This window comes from Thiothrix subterranea (genome assembly GCF_016772315.1).
GTDB classification, from domain to species: domain Bacteria; phylum Pseudomonadota; class Gammaproteobacteria; order Thiotrichales; family Thiotrichaceae; genus Thiothrix; species Thiothrix subterranea.
The window spans coordinates 3,904,158-3,920,364 of record NZ_CP053482.1; the positions used below are offsets into that span (position 1 = coordinate 3,904,158).

Annotated in this window: 19 protein-coding genes; 5 read left to right on the forward strand and 14 right to left on the reverse strand. The window is 51.9% G+C overall.

Annotated elements, in window-relative coordinates; translation table 11 throughout:
• Positions 1 to 174 precede the first annotated feature (174 nt).
• Genes wrbA through HMY34_RS19190 form a run of 4 tightly spaced genes read left to right on the forward strand, consistent with a single transcriptional unit; the run spans position 175 to position 1,886 of the window.
• A complete protein-coding gene (gene wrbA / locus HMY34_RS19175; protein WP_202717010.1) occupies positions 175 to 762 on the forward strand; it encodes an NAD(P)H:quinone oxidoreductase in 588 nt (195 codons plus the stop codon).
• The gene (locus HMY34_RS19180; RefSeq protein WP_202717011.1) at positions 759 to 1,121 is read left to right on the forward strand and encodes a DUF2069 domain-containing protein; all 363 of its coding nucleotides are present in this window, start codon (positions 759 to 761) and stop codon (positions 1,119 to 1,121) included. The genes wrbA and HMY34_RS19180 overlap by 4 nt, the downstream gene beginning before the upstream one ends.
• Positions 1,121 to 1,600 (forward strand): 2-C-methyl-D-erythritol 2,4-cyclodiphosphate synthase, encoded by a 480-nt coding sequence (gene ispF / locus HMY34_RS19185; protein WP_202719262.1) that lies wholly within the window; start codon positions 1,121 to 1,123, stop codon positions 1,598 to 1,600. The genes HMY34_RS19180 and ispF overlap by 1 nt, the downstream gene beginning before the upstream one ends.
• Positions 1,593 to 1,886, forward strand: coding sequence for a 4a-hydroxytetrahydrobiopterin dehydratase (locus tag HMY34_RS19190; RefSeq protein WP_093065671.1), 294 nt, complete (start codon positions 1,593 to 1,595; stop codon positions 1,884 to 1,886). The genes ispF and HMY34_RS19190 overlap by 8 nt, the downstream gene beginning before the upstream one ends.
• Here the strand turns inward: HMY34_RS19190 and HMY34_RS19195 are convergent.
• The 10 genes from HMY34_RS19195 to HMY34_RS19240 all read right to left on the reverse strand — a co-directional run bounded on the left by HMY34_RS19195 (position 1,858) and on the right by HMY34_RS19240 (position 10,400).
• Complete coding sequence (locus tag HMY34_RS19195; protein ID WP_202717012.1) at positions 1,858 to 2,301, reverse strand: HEAT repeat domain-containing protein; 444 nt, start codon at positions 2,299 to 2,301, stop codon at positions 1,858 to 1,860. The genes HMY34_RS19190 and HMY34_RS19195 overlap by 29 nt on opposite strands.
• A gap of 2 nt (positions 2,302 to 2,303) precedes the next feature.
• Complete coding sequence (locus HMY34_RS19200; RefSeq protein ID WP_202717013.1) at positions 2,304 to 3,104, reverse strand: glutamyl-Q tRNA(Asp) synthetase; 801 nt, start codon at positions 3,102 to 3,104, stop codon at positions 2,304 to 2,306.
• Between the two features lie 12 nt (positions 3,105 to 3,116).
• The gene (dksA, locus tag HMY34_RS19205) at positions 3,117 to 3,572 is read right to left on the reverse strand and encodes an RNA polymerase-binding protein DksA (RefSeq protein ID WP_202717014.1); all 456 of its coding nucleotides are present in this window, start codon (positions 3,570 to 3,572) and stop codon (positions 3,117 to 3,119) included.
• 182 nt (positions 3,573 to 3,754) lie between these two features.
• Positions 3,755 to 4,477: a zinc-ribbon and DUF3426 domain-containing protein gene (locus HMY34_RS19210; RefSeq protein ID WP_202719263.1), complete on the reverse strand. Its 723-nt coding sequence runs from the start codon at positions 4,475 to 4,477 to the stop codon at positions 3,755 to 3,757.
• Positions 4,478 to 4,587: 110 nt separating this feature from the next.
• Complete coding sequence (gene prmA / locus HMY34_RS19215) at positions 4,588 to 5,469, reverse strand: 50S ribosomal protein L11 methyltransferase (RefSeq protein ID WP_202717015.1); 882 nt, start codon at positions 5,467 to 5,469, stop codon at positions 4,588 to 4,590.
• A complete protein-coding gene (accC, locus tag HMY34_RS19220; RefSeq protein WP_202717016.1) occupies positions 5,469 to 6,815 on the reverse strand; it encodes an acetyl-CoA carboxylase biotin carboxylase subunit in 1,347 nt (448 codons plus the stop codon). The genes prmA and accC overlap by 1 nt, the downstream gene beginning before the upstream one ends.
• Positions 6,816 to 6,850: 35 nt before the next feature.
• Complete coding sequence (gene accB / locus HMY34_RS19225) at positions 6,851 to 7,312, reverse strand: acetyl-CoA carboxylase biotin carboxyl carrier protein (RefSeq protein WP_202719264.1); 462 nt, start codon at positions 7,310 to 7,312, stop codon at positions 6,851 to 6,853.
• The gene (aroQ, locus tag HMY34_RS19230; protein ID WP_202717017.1) at positions 7,299 to 7,772 is read right to left on the reverse strand and encodes a type II 3-dehydroquinate dehydratase; all 474 of its coding nucleotides are present in this window, start codon (positions 7,770 to 7,772) and stop codon (positions 7,299 to 7,301) included. Before aroQ ends, accB begins: the two co-directional genes overlap by 14 nt.
• Positions 7,773 to 7,893: 121 nt before the next feature.
• Positions 7,894 to 9,414: a helicase HerA-like domain-containing protein gene (locus tag HMY34_RS19235; RefSeq protein ID WP_202717018.1), complete on the reverse strand. Its 1,521-nt coding sequence runs from the start codon at positions 9,412 to 9,414 to the stop codon at positions 7,894 to 7,896.
• A gap of 65 nt (positions 9,415 to 9,479) precedes the next feature.
• Positions 9,480 to 10,400 carry a peptidoglycan-binding domain-containing protein gene (locus tag HMY34_RS19240; protein WP_202717019.1) on the reverse strand — a complete coding sequence of 307 codons (921 nt, stop codon included), beginning with the start codon at positions 10,398 to 10,400 and terminating at the stop codon, positions 9,480 to 9,482.
• Between the two features lie 116 nt (positions 10,401 to 10,516).
• Here HMY34_RS19240 and holA point away from each other — a divergent pair, with 116 nt between their 5' ends.
• Positions 10,517 to 11,545, forward strand: a complete 1,029-nt coding sequence (holA, locus tag HMY34_RS19245) for a DNA polymerase III subunit delta (RefSeq protein ID WP_202717020.1) — start codon at positions 10,517 to 10,519, stop codon at positions 11,543 to 11,545.
• Positions 11,546 to 11,552: 7 nt separating this feature from the next.
• Here holA and HMY34_RS19250 read toward each other — a convergent pair whose 3' ends face one another.
• The 4 genes from HMY34_RS19250 to HMY34_RS19265 all read right to left on the reverse strand — a co-directional run bounded on the left by HMY34_RS19250 (position 11,553) and on the right by HMY34_RS19265 (position 15,963).
• Positions 11,553 to 11,963, reverse strand: coding sequence for a hypothetical protein (locus tag HMY34_RS19250; protein ID WP_202717021.1), 411 nt, complete (start codon positions 11,961 to 11,963; stop codon positions 11,553 to 11,555).
• Positions 11,964 to 12,182: 219 nt separating this feature from the next.
• Positions 12,183 to 13,178: a 4-hydroxythreonine-4-phosphate dehydrogenase PdxA gene (pdxA, locus tag HMY34_RS19255; protein ID WP_202717022.1), complete on the reverse strand. Its 996-nt coding sequence runs from the start codon at positions 13,176 to 13,178 to the stop codon at positions 12,183 to 12,185.
• 9 nt (positions 13,179 to 13,187) lie between these two features.
• Entirely contained in the window at positions 13,188 to 13,787 is a 600-nt protein-coding gene (locus HMY34_RS19260; protein WP_202717023.1) for a SurA N-terminal domain-containing protein, read from the reverse strand.
• A complete protein-coding gene (locus tag HMY34_RS19265; RefSeq protein ID WP_202717024.1) occupies positions 13,780 to 15,963 on the reverse strand; it encodes an LPS-assembly protein LptD in 2,184 nt (727 codons plus the stop codon). The genes HMY34_RS19260 and HMY34_RS19265 overlap by 8 nt, the downstream gene beginning before the upstream one ends.
• Positions 15,964 to 16,207: the final 244 nt, after the last annotated feature.

Below are 16,207 nucleotides of genomic sequence, written 5' to 3' on the forward strand. Positions count from 1 at the left end.
CTAACATAATTTTTATTATTACTTATATTTATTGTAACACCATCATAGTTTTAATCAATAATGATGGTGGCATTTGATGCATCTTTAGGTCTTCCGCGTTTGTTGCATCCCCACTTGCACCGAAGCCAGCATCCCGCTAGATTGCACAGCAACTCAAAAAGGTATTGAACCCCGATGAAAACTGTCCTGATTTTGTATTACAGCCGTCACGGTGGCGTTTCCAGCATGGCGCAACAACTGGCGCGTGGTGTCGAAAGTATCACCGACACCCAAGCGCTATTACGCACCGTGCCGGAAATTTCCGAAGTGTGCGAAGCGGTTGCAGACACCATCCCCGCCAGCGGCGCACCCTACGTCACACTGGAGGATTTGAAGCAGTGCGATGCACTCGCGCTCGGTAGCCCCGGTCGTTTTGGCAATATGGCGGCTCCGTTGAAATATTTCCTCGAAAAAACCAGCAGCCTGTGGTTGTCTGGCACACTCACGGGCAAGCCTGCGGGGGTTTTCACGTCCACCTCCAGTTTGCACGGCGGTCAGGAAAGCACGTTGTTGTCGATGATGTTGCCGCTCTTGCATCACGGAATGCTCATTACTGGGTTGCCGTATTCTGAATCGGATTTAATCAGCACGCAAAGCGGCGGTACGCCGTATGGCTCGACGCATGTGTCCGGCAGTGACAGCAATCGCCCATTGACGGATGAAGAAAAACGCCTGTGTTTTGCCCTCGGCAAGCGTTTGGCGCAACTGGCACACAAGCTATGAATAAACTTCCATTGTGGCGTAATTTGACCTTATTCAGCCTGTTGGGGTTAATCGGTTTGATTGTGGTGTGGAATGGCCTGCTTGCCAGCGTGCAACACGTACCGTTGTGGTTGGAAATTCCGTTGTTACTTGCCCCGTTAGTATTGTTGGTGCGCGGTATTGTGCAGGGCAATGCGCAAACCCATGTATTCGCCGTGTTAATGTCGTTGCTGTATCTGCTGCTGGGCATTTGGGTGGTGTTAGACCCGCAAGAACGCTTGTACGGTTACGCGCTGATTTTCCTCAGCATTGGTTTATACGCGGGGGCATTCATGAGCGCGAAAATTCTTGGCAAACGCAATAAAGGTGAAGTCGCATGATGCGCATTGGGCACGGTTACGATGTACACGCCTTCACGACAGGCGATCATCTGGTGCTGGGTGGCGTCAAGATTCCGCACACGCACGCTTTTAAAGCGCATTCGGATGGGGATGTGTTGTTGCACGCGATTTGTGATGCCTTATTGGGGGCGCTGGCGTTGGGTGATATTGGGCAGCATTTCCCCGATACCGCCGCCGAATACGCTAACATTGATAGCCGAATTTTGTTGCGTCACGTCGTCGGATTGGTGCGCAGTCAAGGCTATGCTGTCATCAATCTTGATAGCACGATTATTGCGCAATCGCCCAAAATGGCGCCGCATATTTTGACCATGCGCGAACACCTTGCGGCTGATTTGGGCTGTGCGCTGAATCAAGTCAATGTGAAAGCAACGACCACTGAAAAATTAGGTTTTACCGGGCGTAAGGAAGGCATCGCTGCCCATGCCGTGGTGTTATTAGGAGCAAACCATGATTGAAAAATTAAACGATGAAGCGCTGGCAGTTATTTTGGAAGGTTTGCCGGGTTGGGTATTGCGTGACAGCAAGTTACACCGCGTACTGACTTTTGCCGATTTTGTCGAAGCGTTTGGTTTTATGTCGCAAGTGGCGCTAGTCGCGGAGCGCATGAACCATCACCCGGAATGGTGCAATGTGTACAAAACTTTAGCTATCAGCCTGACCACGCACGATGCTGGCGGCATTACCCACCGCGATATTGAACTGGCACAAACCATCAATCGCTTGGCGGGCTATCCGGTGTAAGGGTTGCCAATGCATCAGCGGCAACGTCGCGCACCTCGGCTGCCTGATCGTGCAAACACGCTTGTAAAAATGGCATTGCACGGGCATCGCCACTTAATCCCAAGTAATGACAAGCATCCGAACGAATCGTGACATCGGGGTGTTGGCTTAATTCCCCCAGTGTCGCTACAGCGCTTTTAAGCAATGCTGACCCCGCAAAGTCTTCCATGACCACACCAATGCCGATGCGGGTGCTCAATGCCGTGCTAGGGTTCCCCAGCAATGCCAATACGACTTGCAGCGTGGCGGGTTCGCGTTGGATGCGGGCAGTCACTTCTGCGGCGCGTCCGGTAGCGAGTTGCGCATTAAATTGCAGTTCGATTTCATGCTCTTCGAGCATCCAACGGGGAAAGGTGCGCCAGTGATTGTTTGCCATGATTATGCCTGTGAAGGTTTGAGGTGATGCATATCCCAATGTGCGATTGCCCAACCCCAACACGCGCTGAGGCTGGAAAACTCGCAAGCATCGGGGCAGGGTTGTTGGAGAAACCGGAGTGCGGCTACCAATGTTTGCAAGCGTTCGCTGGTGTTGAGTGCGGGCGCAAGGTTTTGTTTACTCAGTTTTTGCCCGAATTCATTTAACACTAACGGCACATGCGCGTAATTCGGTTGCGGCAAACCCAGCAATTGTTGCAGCCAAATTTGTCGGGGGGTGTTATCCAGCAAATCCGCCCCACGTACCACTTGATTCACTCCCTGAAAAGCATCATCGACCACCACCGCTAATTGGTAAGCAAATAAGCCATCAGCGCGTAGCAACACAAAATCGCCCACATCGCGGCTCAGGCGCTGGCAATAGTTGCCTTGAATGTTGTCAGTGAAGCAAATGGGATCATCCGGCGTGCGCACGCGGATAGCGGGCAAGGTCGGTAAGCCTTTGCGCGAACGGGTACAAGAGTAAGTGTGCATTTGCAAGGCGGCAAGTGCGGCTTGGTAGGCATCTTGGCGTTGGCTTTGGTAGAGAATCTCACCATCCCATTCAAAACCGTAAGCGTCCAAGGTTTGAATAATATTAGCTGTTGCGCCCGGCTGTTCACGCGGTTTGTCGAGATCTTCGATGCGTAATAACCAACGGCCTTGTGGTTGCCGCGCCGCCAGATAACTGGCGGTAGCAGCAACCAAAGAGCCAAAATGCAATGGCCCCGTGGGGGAGGGGGCAAATCTGCCAATGGTTAGCAAGACTTAGCGTCCTCAGACCGCCATTTGCTTTTCCTTGATTTCTTGCGTGGTTTTGCAGTCGATGCAAAGTTCAGCCGTGGGGCGAACCTCCAGACGCTGCAAGCCAATTTCGACTCCGCAAGCATCGCAGTAGCCGTAATCATCGTCATCGACCCGCGCAATGGTTTTCTCGATTTTGCGGATCAGTTTGCGTTCACGGTCACGGGCGCGAAGTTCCAGCGCGAATTCTTCTTCCTGAGTAGCGCGGTCAGCCGGGTCAGAAAAGTTAGTCGCGTCTTCTTTCATGTGATCGACGGTGCGATCCACTTCTTCCATCAGGGATTTTTTCCAAACGACCAAAATATGACGAAAATGCGCTAATTGCTTTTCGTTCATGTATTCTTCGCCGGGTTCGGGGGTGTAGGGTTCGATGCCGTCAACAGGTAGTGCGGCTTTTCTGCTCAGGTAGGTTACAGTATCAGTTGCCATTGTTATCTCCAACAGTGAGTGGCGATGGTCAGTTCTTTTGTTATGGAAACGTTTTTCGTTCTAACACTGGCCAGCAATTTATGCGGGGCGGATTATAGCTGAATTGTTCAGAATAAACAGAACTTTCGTATTCCATTCGGATATTTATTAAAAAATTTATGTTAGTTCCCCTGTTTCTTTATTCACATGAAACGAAATTGAAAACGCACGGCGACCTCACCCGGATCGGTAATATTAAGCAATAACTCATCCGGCGTGCCAATTGGCATTAATTGCCCGGTGAAATTGGGTATGTATTCTTCAGGTGGAAAGCGCCGCAACGCCATGACTTTATTGTTTTTATCCAAAAAGCTGATTTCAATCAACGGGTAAGGCTGGGGAAATGTCGCATCATTTTGAATGGATGCGCTAATTGTCAGCACCTTCGGGGTATTGGGGTGTGAATAAATATTACGGCTTAACAGGTTGATTTTACCTATATCGCGTGGTTGAGTGAGATTGCACCCGATGAGGTCACACACTTGCCGAGTAAGCGTTGCGGTCAGGGATTGTTGTGCTAACCAGTGACGGCTGCTGTAAAGCACTTGCAAGAGCAACAATAAAGCCAATATGCCGAGGATTGCTTGCAGCCAAAATCTTGAGATTCCACGAGGCCATGACCATTGGGGGCGTGGGCGCGAAACAGCCTGGTTGGGGTGGAGCGGGGGTGGAATGTCGGCAAAATCAGCGGCAGCGGCGGTGCCTAATTTGGCAAACCGGCGCTCTTCGGGCAGTGTTTGGCTTAAGCTTTTCATCGCGTCGAAAATGTTGTCACATTCACCACAGCGCAACAACCCTTGGGCTGCTGTTAATTCTTTCATGGTAACGCGAAAAATCGCGTTGCAGTGGTTACACTGTGTATACATGACTCCGCGCCATTTGATTAATCGCTTTATTCTAGTTGTTGTTTGGCAAAAATGTTTGGTTTAGGCGAGAGAAAATATCACCAGTGGCGCAGTTGCACAAAAAATACAGATTAGCGGCGCACACCCGTGACTCGCAGCCAATCTTCTTTTTGCACCAGCGAAAATTCATCTAATGACGCTTGGTAAGCTTGCGTAATCGCAGCGGCTTGTTCTGCCAAAATACCCGACAGTACTAATTTTCCACCGGGGCGCAATGCCGCCAATAACGCAGGGGCGAGTTCCACTAAGGGACCCGCCAAAATGTTAGCCATGACCACATCCCACGTTTGCTTGGGCAACTGTTCGGGGTAACAGGTATGCAACAGCGCAGGGTCAATGTTGTTGCGCTCGGCATTGTCTTGGGTGGCAAGCAGTGCTTGCGGGTCAATGTCCGTGCCTACTGCGTGTTTCGCGCCGAGTTTGAGCGCGGCAATGGCAAGCACGCCAGAGCCGCAGCCGTAATCCAGCACGTCTTGCCCTGTCATATCTTGCCCATCCAACCACTCAAGGCATAGCGCGGTGGTGGGGTGCGTGCCTGTGCCAAACGCCAAACCGGGATCAAGCAACAGTTTTACGCTGTCATCGTCAGGGATTTCAAACCAACTGGGGTAAATCCACAAACGTTTACCGAAGCACATGGGTTGGAAACTATCCATCCAAGCGCGTTCCCACGGCTGGTCTTCGACAATTTCATACAGCACGGATTCGATTTGCCAGTCGGCTTTGCGCGTTTCCAGCAGTAACTGCAAGGCGTTGAGGTCGGTGTCTTCCTCATACAATGCCGTGACCACCAGATTATTCCACAGGCGCATTTCACCGGGGCGTGGTTCGAGGATGGGGTCATCTTCCGCATCCTGCCACGTAATGGAAACCGCTCCCACGGCTTCCATCGACTCCACGACCACTTCCTGATGTTTGGAGGTGGTATGACAAACCAATTGCTGCCAGCTCATTATTTATGCATTCCCAACATTTTTTCGAGGTAGTGAATATCAGCACCACCCGCGCGGAACGCGGGGTCTTCCATAATGCGGGTTTGCAGCGGGATATTGGTTTTAATGCCTTCGATGACCATTTCGCTGAGTGCGCCGTGCATCCGATTGATCGCGGTTTCGCGGTCTTGCCCGTGGACAATCAGCTTTCCGATCATGGAATCGTAGTAGGGTGGCACGCTGTAATCGGCGTAAATGTGCGAATCCACGCGCACACCCAAGCCACCCGGCACATGGTAACGGGTAATCTTACCCGGTGACGGTGCAAACGTTTGCGGGTCTTCAGCATTGATACGGCACTCAATCGCGTGACCGTTGACTTTGATGTCTTCCTGACGCAACGCCAGCACTTCACCGGAGGCAATCAGCAATTGCTGTTTGACCAAATCCACGCCGGTAATCAATTCGGTGACAGGATGCTCGACCTGTAAACGGGTATTCATTTCGATGAAATAGAATTCGCCGTCTTCGTACAAAAATTCAAACGTACCCGCGCCACGGTAGCCGATTTTGCGGCAGGCTTCGGCAACACGGTTGCCAATGCGGGCGCGTTGCTCTTCGGTAATGAACGGGGCAGGGGCTTCTTCGACCACTTTTTGGTTGCGGCGTTGCATCGAGCAATCGCGTTCGCACAAGTGAATCGCATTGCCGTGGGAATCTGCCAATACTTGCAGTTCGATGTGACGCGGGCGTTGCAGGAATTTTTCCATGAACACCACGTCGTTGCCAAACGCGGCTTTGGCTTCGGCACGGGTCAAGCTCACCGCTGCCACCAGTTCGTCCGCAGAATGCACCACGCGCATCCCGCGACCACCGCCACCGCCCGTGGCTTTGACGATTAACGGGTAGCCAATGCGCGTGCCCATTTTGAGGATTTCTTCGGGGTCTTCGGGCGTGCCACCTTCTGAACCGGGAACGCACGGAACGCCTGCCGCAATCATCGCGTCTTTTGCTGAAATCTTGTCACCCATCAGGCGAATGGTTTCCGCACGCGGCCCGATGAAAATGAATCCGCTGGATTCAACGCGCTCGGCAAAATCGGCGTTTTCAGACAAAAAGCCGTAGCCGGGGTGAATCGCATCCGCACCCGTGACTTCCGCCGCACTGATCAGGGCAGGGATATTTAAATAGCTATCAATGGAGCGCGGCGGGCCGATACACACGGACTCGTCCGCCAAGCGCACGTGCTTCAGGTCGCGATCAGCCGTGGAATGCACCGCTACCGTTTTAATGCCGAGTTCACGGCAGCCACGCAAAATGCGCAGGGCAATTTCGCCCCGGTTTGCGATCAGTACTTTTTTCAACATGTTGTCACCTCGAAGGTGTTAGCCAAGCGCAACGATTATTCAACGATGAACAGCGGCTGCCCGAATTCGACAGGTTGTTCATTCTCAACCAGAATGGCTTTGATGACACCGGATGCGTCAGATTGAATCTGGTTAAGCATTTTCATGGCTTCGATAATGCACAAGGTGTCACCGACTTTCACGCTTTGCCCGACTTCGGCAAAGGCTTTCGCGGTCGGTGAAGAGGCGCGGTAGAACGTGCCGACCATCGGTGATTCGACAACATGACCGGAGGGTGCAGCCGGAGCAACCGGTTCAGCCGCCGCAACGGGGGCGGACATCATCGCTTGTGGGTGCTGCTGTTGCGGTGCGTAGTATTGCTGTGGCGCAGAGGCGAGTGTCATGCCGGAGTTCACGCGGCTGATGCGTACCGAGTCTTCGCCTTCTTTGATTTCGATTTCGGCGACATCGCTGCCTTCCAGCAAGCTGATTAATTTTTGTATTTTACGAACGTCCATCATGGGTTAATGCTCTGTCGTGTTTGTTAAGTTTCTGTATAGCGGCATACAGTGCGAGTTCATAGCCCATTGTACCGAGTCCCAAGATCACGCCTTCGGCTATATCCGATAGATACGAGTGATGACGGAAAGGTTCTCGCCGGTGTACATTGGACAAGTGTATTTCGATAAACGGTATCGCGACCCCCAGTAAAGCATCCCGCAGCGCAATGCTGGTATGCGTGTAAGCACCGGGATTGATGAGGATGAAATCGACTTGTTCCGTCATGGCTTGGTGAATGCGATCCACCAAAGCACCCTCGGAATTGTTCTGATAGCAATGCAGCGTTTGTTGTTGCTGGTCTGCTAATGCTATCAGACGCGCTTCAATATCAGCCAATGTCATGTTGCCGTAATGCCCCGGCTCGCGCTTGCCTAGCAAGTTCAGATTGGGACCATTGAGCAGAAGAATGCTTGCCATTGAAATCTGCCTTTGCTCTCGAAACCGTAAAAACATAAGATTCTACACCGAACGGCGGCGATATGCAGCAATTGGGCGCGAAAATGCTGGATTTATCACGCCCAAGTGTTAAGGGTATTGCCTAGCGTCCTTTGAACAACGAACCGAGTAAGCCGCGCACGATTTGTGTGCCAATGCGTCGCCCAGCGCTGGAGGTTGCCGCTTTCACGGCGTTTTTCATGAATGTTTCGCCGATGCTGCCCAATAAGCTGTCGGATTCGGGTTCACGGTCGGCAACGCGCCGTGCACCACTGTTAGCACTGCGTTCGGCTTTTTGTGCAGCGGCTGCGGCTTCCTGTTCAGCCGCGTCCGTCGCAGCCGTTACGGCACGTTTTTGCAAGAGTTCGTAAGCCGATTCACGATCCACCAGATTGTCGTAACGCCCCGCAAACGGGCTGGTGCGCAAAATCTCGCTGCGTTCTTCTTCCGTGAGCGGGCCAATCCGTGATTGCGGCGGGCGGATAAGGGTGTGTTGCACGACGGTGGGAATGCCCTTGTCATCCAAGACCGAGACCAATGCTTCGCCAACGCCCATTTGCATAATGGTTTCGGCGGTGTCGAGATTCGGGTTTTGGCGGAAGGTTTCAGCAGCCGTGCGTACCGCTTTTTGGTCACGCGGCGTGAATGCCCGCAGCGCGTGTTGCACGCGATTGCCGAGTTGTCCCAGCACCGATTCGGGTACGTCCAGTGGCGTTTGGGTAATGAAGTAAATCCCCACACCTTTGGAGCGGATCAGCTTGACGACTTGCTCAACCTTTTGCACCAGTGACTTGGATGCGCCATTGAACAGCAAATGCGCTTCGTCAAAGAAGAACACGAGGCGCGGTTTTTCCATATCGCCGACTTCGGGCAGATTTTCAAACAGCTCAGACAGCAACCACAGCAGGAAAGTCGCGTACAAGCGTGGCGTATTGATCAGGCGATCCGCCGCGAGGATATTGATATTGCCGTAACCGTTTGCGCCAGTACGCATGAAATCCCACAAATCCAAGGCTGGTTCGCCGAAGAATTGGTCTGCACCTTGCTGTTCCAACACCAGCAATTGGCGTTGAATCGCGCCGATGGAAGCGGAGCTGACATTGCCGTAAGTATTGCTGAGGGTTTTGCTGTTTTCGCCGAGGTATTGCAGCATGGCGCGTAAATCTTTCAGATCCAGCAGCAACATGCCTTGTTCGTCCGCCACTTTGAAAGCGATGTTTAACACGCCCTCTTGGGTGTCATTCAATTCGAGGAGCTGTGCCAGCAGCAAAGGCCCCATGTCGGAAATGGTGGCGCGTACCGGATGCCCGCGTTCACCCGATAAATCCCAAATGACAGTGGGGCAGCCTTCAAAGCGGAAATCGTCAATGCCGATTTTAGCGACGCGCTCGTCCACTTTGGGGTGCGGGTTGCCGGGTTTGCTAATGCCGGTGAGGTCGCCTTTGATGTCCGCTAGGAACACCGGCACACCAATGCGGGATAATCCTTCCGCCAAGACTTGCAGGGAAATGGTTTTCCCCGTGCCGGTAGCGCCCGCAATCAGACCGTGACGATTGGCAAAGCGTGGGTTCAGGAAAACTTTCTCTTCGCCCTTGCCGATGAGGATTCCGCTCGGTTGTGACATGATGACTCCTTCATTTCTACTATTTTTAGATTGCGCTGAGTTTAACAGGAAAGCGCCGCAAGTCTCTATTGAAGCTGTAGTTTTCGCAAGGTCTCAAGGGTAATTGCGCCGCTGGCAAGGCTGTGCGCTTCTTGGTATTGCGTCAGTGCGGTGCGTGTTTTCGGGCCTAATATACCGTCGGGTGTGCCTTGGTAATAGCCTTGTTGTTGCAGGCGCTGTTGCAATTGTTCGATGGTCGCGGGGCTGACGGAGGCTTCACACAAAGCTGGCATGGCTATCACCAATTCTGAGCGCACCGTTTGTTCCACGGGTATGGCTTGGGTTTTGGCAAGTTGTTGCGTGGTGACGACTTTAGCGGGCTGTTCGACTTTGGCTAGTTTAACGCTGGTGTAAACCGCCGGGATTTCGCGGCGGACGGCTTTGGCAGGTTCGAGCAACACTTTGCGGGTAATCGTTTCAGTACGCGCCGGGATGACGCGCTTGACGGTACGCGCCGGGCTGTCGATGACTTCACGGGTGACGGTGGTGTATTCTGCCGGTACAGTTAATAAGCAGTTTTCTGCTGAGTTATTGTCGGCTGTCTGTATTGCTGGGCAGTTGGGATTCCAACGCTGGGTCGCTGCCTTGACTTTAATGCGCTTGGTGTCGGTGCGGTAAGTGGCGGGCAGTGTTTCGAGTTCTATCCGTTCGCGTTCGACTTCGACGGTTTCGGTCACTTCGCCGAATTTGGCGGGAATGATGTCGTACTCAACGTATGCATCCGCTATTTTTACCTTGCGCTCGCCGTAACCCATCTGAACCGGGGTAGTGCTGTAGCGCGTGCTGGATTCGTAAACAGTGACCGCTTCTGTACTGGGGCGGAACAATGCAGGCGCTAATACTTGCGACGCACAAATTGCGTCTTGAGCGGCGGGTTCAGCGCTAATAGGCGCACTAATGAACACGGTAGCGGTTAATAGCGATACGGAAAAATGGATGATTTTCATGGTTTATTTCAAGGTAATCAGCAACGGGAATGAATTCAGGGGTGGATTCTAAACAAAAACCGCGCAAAAAGCCTGATATGCTAGTATTTTCTTTTTTGTGTCACTTAATAACGCCTATGCAAGTCCGTGCTGAACAGATTGAAGACCACCTTCGCCATACCCTCGCCTCGGTTTACCTGATCAGTGGGGATGAGCCATTGCAGGTGATGGAAACCGCTGATGCGATTCGCAAAGCGGCAGCGGCAAAGGGTTTCAGCGAACGTGATGTGATGACTGTCGATACGCAATTCGACTGGGGGACGTTGTATGACGCGGCGGGGGCGTTGTCGCTGTTTTCTGATAAAAAATTGCTCGATATGCGTTTGCCAACCTGTAAAGCCGGGCAGTCGGGTACGAAAGCCTTGCAGCATTACCTTGAGCATTTGCCCACGGATAAAATTTTACTGCTCCAGACCGGGCGTTTGGATAAAGCGTGTAAAAGTGCCGCATGGGTGAAAAAAGTCGAGCAACTGGGGGTTTTGGTACAAGTCTGGGATTTATCCCCCGCTCAAACCTTGGCGTGGATAGCGCGGCGCATGAAACAAGCGGGTTTGCAGCCGGATAATGAGGCGGTGCGCTACCTCACCGAGCGGGTCGAGGGGAACTTGCTGGCAGCCGTGCAAGAAATTGGCAAATTGTTCTTGCTGTACGGCAGTCGTCCGATGACGGCAGCGAATATTATGGCAGTGGTGGAAGATAATTCGCGTTTCACCGTCTTTGATCTGGCGGAAGCGATCTTGGTGCAAGATGCCCGCCGGATTCGCCACATTATGCTGGTCTTGCAAGAGGAAGAAACCGCCACCCCGCTATTGGTGTGGGCGTTGGCAGATTTGCTGCGCCAGCTTTATGCGGGGTGTGAAAATGTGCGCAACAATGTGTCCAATCAAGCCTTGCTGATGCGAATGCCTAAAACACGTCAAGGGCTATTTCAAACCGCATTGCGGCGGTTGTTGAATGCGGATTGGCAGCGGTTGTTTGCGATGGCAGCACGGTTGGATCAGCACAGCAAGGGTGTGGGGCAAGACGTTTCGCGCCACCCCCAACGCTTGTGGGATGAGCTATTGGATTTGGCGCTGTTGCTGGGTGGGCGCGAATTACCCGTTTGAGTGGCGCTTATTCCACGATAATGCCGTGACTGGCGTACCAACTGCGGTCAATTTCCCATTGCACGCTTTTAATGCCCGGTTGCGCTTTGGCAATATCTGCCGCTTGTTCTTGCACTTGCGCGAGTTCTTTTTGCGCGGCAATCATGGACGGGCTGTCAGGGTTGCTGGTATCCAGATTCGGTTTGGCAATCTGTAAAAATTGCAGCACGGATACTTGAGGTGAACGCGGACTGGTCAGCGTGGCAACGTCGCCTTCGATTTTGATGGTGCGAAACGTGTAGGGGTAAGCTTGCAACCTGGCATCGGCTTGCAACGCCGCATTCAGATTGTTGAGCGCTGGATTTTGCTTGAAAAACCACAGCAACGCCAAGCCGCCGCACAGCGCGATGACAATCAACAGTTGTTGCTTATTGGACATGGTATAAACCTCTTGACAAAAAACTTGATTTTTTGCTAGTCACGTATTAGTATTTGGTTATATTCTAATTATTAGAAAATGAGAATATTATTATGAACCAAGACGAATTCAATAGCGACTAATCGGTCATCTTGCCAGAACGATATAAGCAGCACTTTACATTCATCAGGTGATGGTTATATCCTCCTAGCGGTTGGGCATCCTTCGGGATGCCCTTTTTTATGCGCGATTTCTGCCTAATTGCACTGCCAAATCAATGGCTTCACGCAAACTGCCAGTTTCTGCTTTGCCTGTTCCCGCCAAATCCAACGCCGTACCATGATCCACCGAAGTACGAATAATTGGCAAGCCCAAGGTAATGTTAATCGCTTTGCCAAATCCGGCGTACTTGAGCACGGGTAAACCTTGATCGTGATACATGGCTAATACCGCATCCGCGCCTTGCAAATGCCGAGGGGTGAACAAGGTATCCGCCGGTAATGGCCCGGTCAGGCGCATTCCTTGTTGGCATAAGCGTTGAATAACCGGCGTGATCACTTCAATCTCTTCCATCCCCAAATGCCCGCCTTCACCCGCGTGTGGGTTTAAGCCGCACACCAAAATATGCGGATCAGCAATGCCAAACTGGGTTTGCAAGTCGTGATGCAAGATGGTCAGCACTTCTGCCAGCAAGGGCTGGGTAATCAAACCACTGACTTTATTCAAGGGAACGTGCGTCGTCGCGAGCGCTACCCGCAACGTTCCCGCCGTCAGCATCATCACTGGCAAGGATGCCCCGGTCAGTTCCGCCAGAAATTCGGTGTGTCCGGTAAATGGAATGCCTGCATCGTTAATCACGCCCTTGTGTAACGGTGCTGTCACCATGGCCGCAAACTCACCGCTCAGGCAACCGGATGCCGCACGGCGCAAGGTTTGCAACACGTAGTCAGCATTCGCGGGATTCAGCACACCCGCTGTGACCGGCGCAGCACATGCTAGGGGTAAGATGAAACATTCCCCCGCTTCACATGGGCGCTGTTCCTCAGCCGCCGTGTAAGGGCGCAAGTGCACGTTAATGCCCAATTGTGCCGCACGGTCGCGCAATACTGTCGGATCAGCAATGACCACCAAATCCGCTGCCCATTGCTGTTGTTGCAATAGTGTCAGAATAATGTCAGGGCCAATACCGGCAGGTTCGCCCGCCGTAATAGCAATGCGTCGTTTGTTGTTTGCCATTGTGTTTGCCTATTGCAGCGTCAAACCGTTAGGCTCGACCGGAATGCGGTATTCCACGTAAGCATCATTGCGCAATTCTTGTAACCATGCCTGAAACTGTTCCTCGGCTTGCGCATCAGCGGTTTCGGGGGAGGCGGCTTGCACACGCTGTTGTATTTCCCGTTTGCGTAATGCATCCGCCATCAATTTGCGGCGGGTTTGTTCGCGGAAGTCGGCATAATCAATGCCTTCCTGCTGTAAAGCTTGCTGAAACGCGGGCAGGCTCAGTTGATTACGTTGCGCAATCGTTGCCAGCGTTTTATTCAGGGTGACATCATCAATCTGAATACCGGCAGCATCGGCTTGTTGGATTTGCAGCTTTTCCAGAATCAAATTGTCGACGGCTTGTTTGAGCAGAGCGGGGGCGGCAAGGCTTGCGGCGGCAGGGTTGGCAGAGCGCAGTATTTGTGCGCGTTGCTGCGCCTCGCTCAGCATAATCACATCCGTGTTGACCACGGCGGCAATTTGATCCAACGGGGTTGCTGTATTATCAGCCTGTACCGACGGAATGCTGATTAGCGCAGCTAAGATAGCTGCACCGAGTAACGGGTGAAAGTTTACTTTATTCATATCCATACACACGGTCTTGTAGCAGGTCACGGGTTCCGCTACCAAAGTTACCCAGCCCTTTTAGCTCCAGCTCGACAAATACGGCGTTATCACGGGTGGTATTGTCGGGAAGTAAATAATCGCGGCTGGCGACACGGGTTTTCCAGCAGCAACTTTCGTATTCTGCACCGATAACGGTTTCTAGGTCACGGTCATTTTGTAAGTCACGTTCCCAAGCACCGATGGCTTTCCATTGTGGGTTGACCGGGACGGCAAATGAGAGACTCGCTGACTCAAAATTGTCTTTGCGTTGTGCATAACCGACGTTGAGAATGCGTTTTTTATCATCTTTATAATTTACCCGTATTTCCCCCGCGTTGATTGAATTTTCTTTGCTGTCCCAATACGCGGTGGTGTTAAGGCGAGTACGCGGGTTAATTTCCCCGGCGGCTTCTAAAATCAGTTCAGAACGGTCGCCTTGCAAAGGAGCTTCATCCGGCAGGGTGACTTTGCGTTCATCAAAATGGTACATCTGCCCAATACTGGCACGGAACAGTTCGCGCCCATCATCGGGTGACTGAATGCGGGTGGAAATTGACGCCGTGAGCCGATTGGCATCACCAATACGGTCTTTGCCGGTGAAGCGATTTTCCGCAAACAGTTGGTTGTAATTTAAACTGCGGGCAGAAGAGTCAAACACCGGTATGTCACTTTGCTCACGGAAGGGGGTGTAAGTGTAAAACAGCCGAGGCTCTAAAGTTTGCACGTAACGCCCTTCACGGATATTGCGTTCCAAGAATAAGCCCGAATCCAAACTGGCACTAGGCACAGAGCGGCTGATGCTGGTGTTATCGGGATCATCAAGCTGGTATTCGGTGTGACGCAGGGTCAGTGAGGGTTTGACGTAGGCGGCTTCGGTTGAAAATTGTTTGCTGGCACGTGTCATGAAGTCTAGGCGCGAACCGTTGGTTTCGGTATTGCTGCCGGTAAAGTTGGTGTATTCGGCTTCCGCATCCACATCGAAGCCATTGCCTTTTTTGAGCGGGTGATAACCCCATAATAATTGCGGAAGTTTGGCATGAGGTGCGATCCCGCCGTCCAGTACCTGAAAATTTTGCAATAAACCGGAAAACGACCAATCGCTGCCAGCCGTGCGGTATTCGAGCCGCCGTTCCAGATTGACAACGCTGGTGGCTTCGAGTGAATTGCCTAAGTCGACAAAGTACTGATCATCTGACACGCCTTCTGCTTTCAGTTGCACACTCGCATTCGTGCCTAAGCGGGTGCTGTTGCGCAGATCAAAGTAGTAGCGGCTGCCGTTGTCGCTGGCTTGGTCATCAGGCAATAACACGTAATTGGCAGAACCTTGATTTTTTTCGGTCAAATAGCGAAATTCTGTGCCTAATTGCAAGCCGCGTTTGCTAATCAGGGAGGGTGTCAGGGTTAAGTCGTAGTTAGGGGCAAGATTCCAATAGTAAGGCGCACTCAGTTGTAACCCAGAGCGCTCATTGCTGCTCATGGTCGGCCACAAGAAACCGGATTTGCGAGTATCCGTGAGTGGAAACGTAAAATACGGTAAGTACAGTACCGGAATATCGCGTATTTTCAGGGTGGCGTTGCTGGCTGTGCCGCGTTCTTTGGCATGATCCAAGGTAAGGGTAGTCGCGTTCAAGCTCCAATCGGGGTCATCAATTGGGCAGGTGGTGTAAGTGGAGGATTCCAGTCGCGTTAAGTCGGGGGACTCTTGCACGACGCGCTTGCTCAAGCCTTGTCCATCCGCTTGTGGCAAATGGTATTCCGCGTCTAACATTTCACCGGTGTTTTGAAGCAAGTTATAGCGTAATTCACGGCTACGCATTTGCATATTATCGCTGGTAAAACTGACATTGCCTGAGCCGGTTACAATTCCTGCGGGTTGCTCATAGCTGGCTTGGTCTGCTTCCAAACGATTGTTTTCTTGAGAGATATGAACACTGCCGCCCATGGTTGAAATGCCTTGACCACGAAATAAAGCCGTATCAGCTTCAATGTAGACGGCTTGGGGGGGCAGGTTATCGGGGCGTTGAACCCCGTTTGTCTCGTTAGTGACGGGTACGGGACACGCCATCCACCCCGTTTGCGCTAACGCCACGCTGGGGCTGCACGCCAATGCTAACAGGGTGCTAAACAAGAAATGCTGGTGTAATCTGGTTCTCATGTTTTCCATGCAGCATTTAAAGCGCCCTAACATCGCACACTCTGCGCAGAGACTCAATGAGAAATATCTCACACAGTGATGCTTTTTAATTGAAACCGTAACAAAAAAAAGTGTAACCTACCCATACTTGCGACAAATCAATTTATAAATGCGGTAGCATATTGCGCCGTGTATGGTATTACGATTTCATTTTGACAGATAAAATTATTTATTTTTGAATAAATTTCAAATATCATCTTGAAAT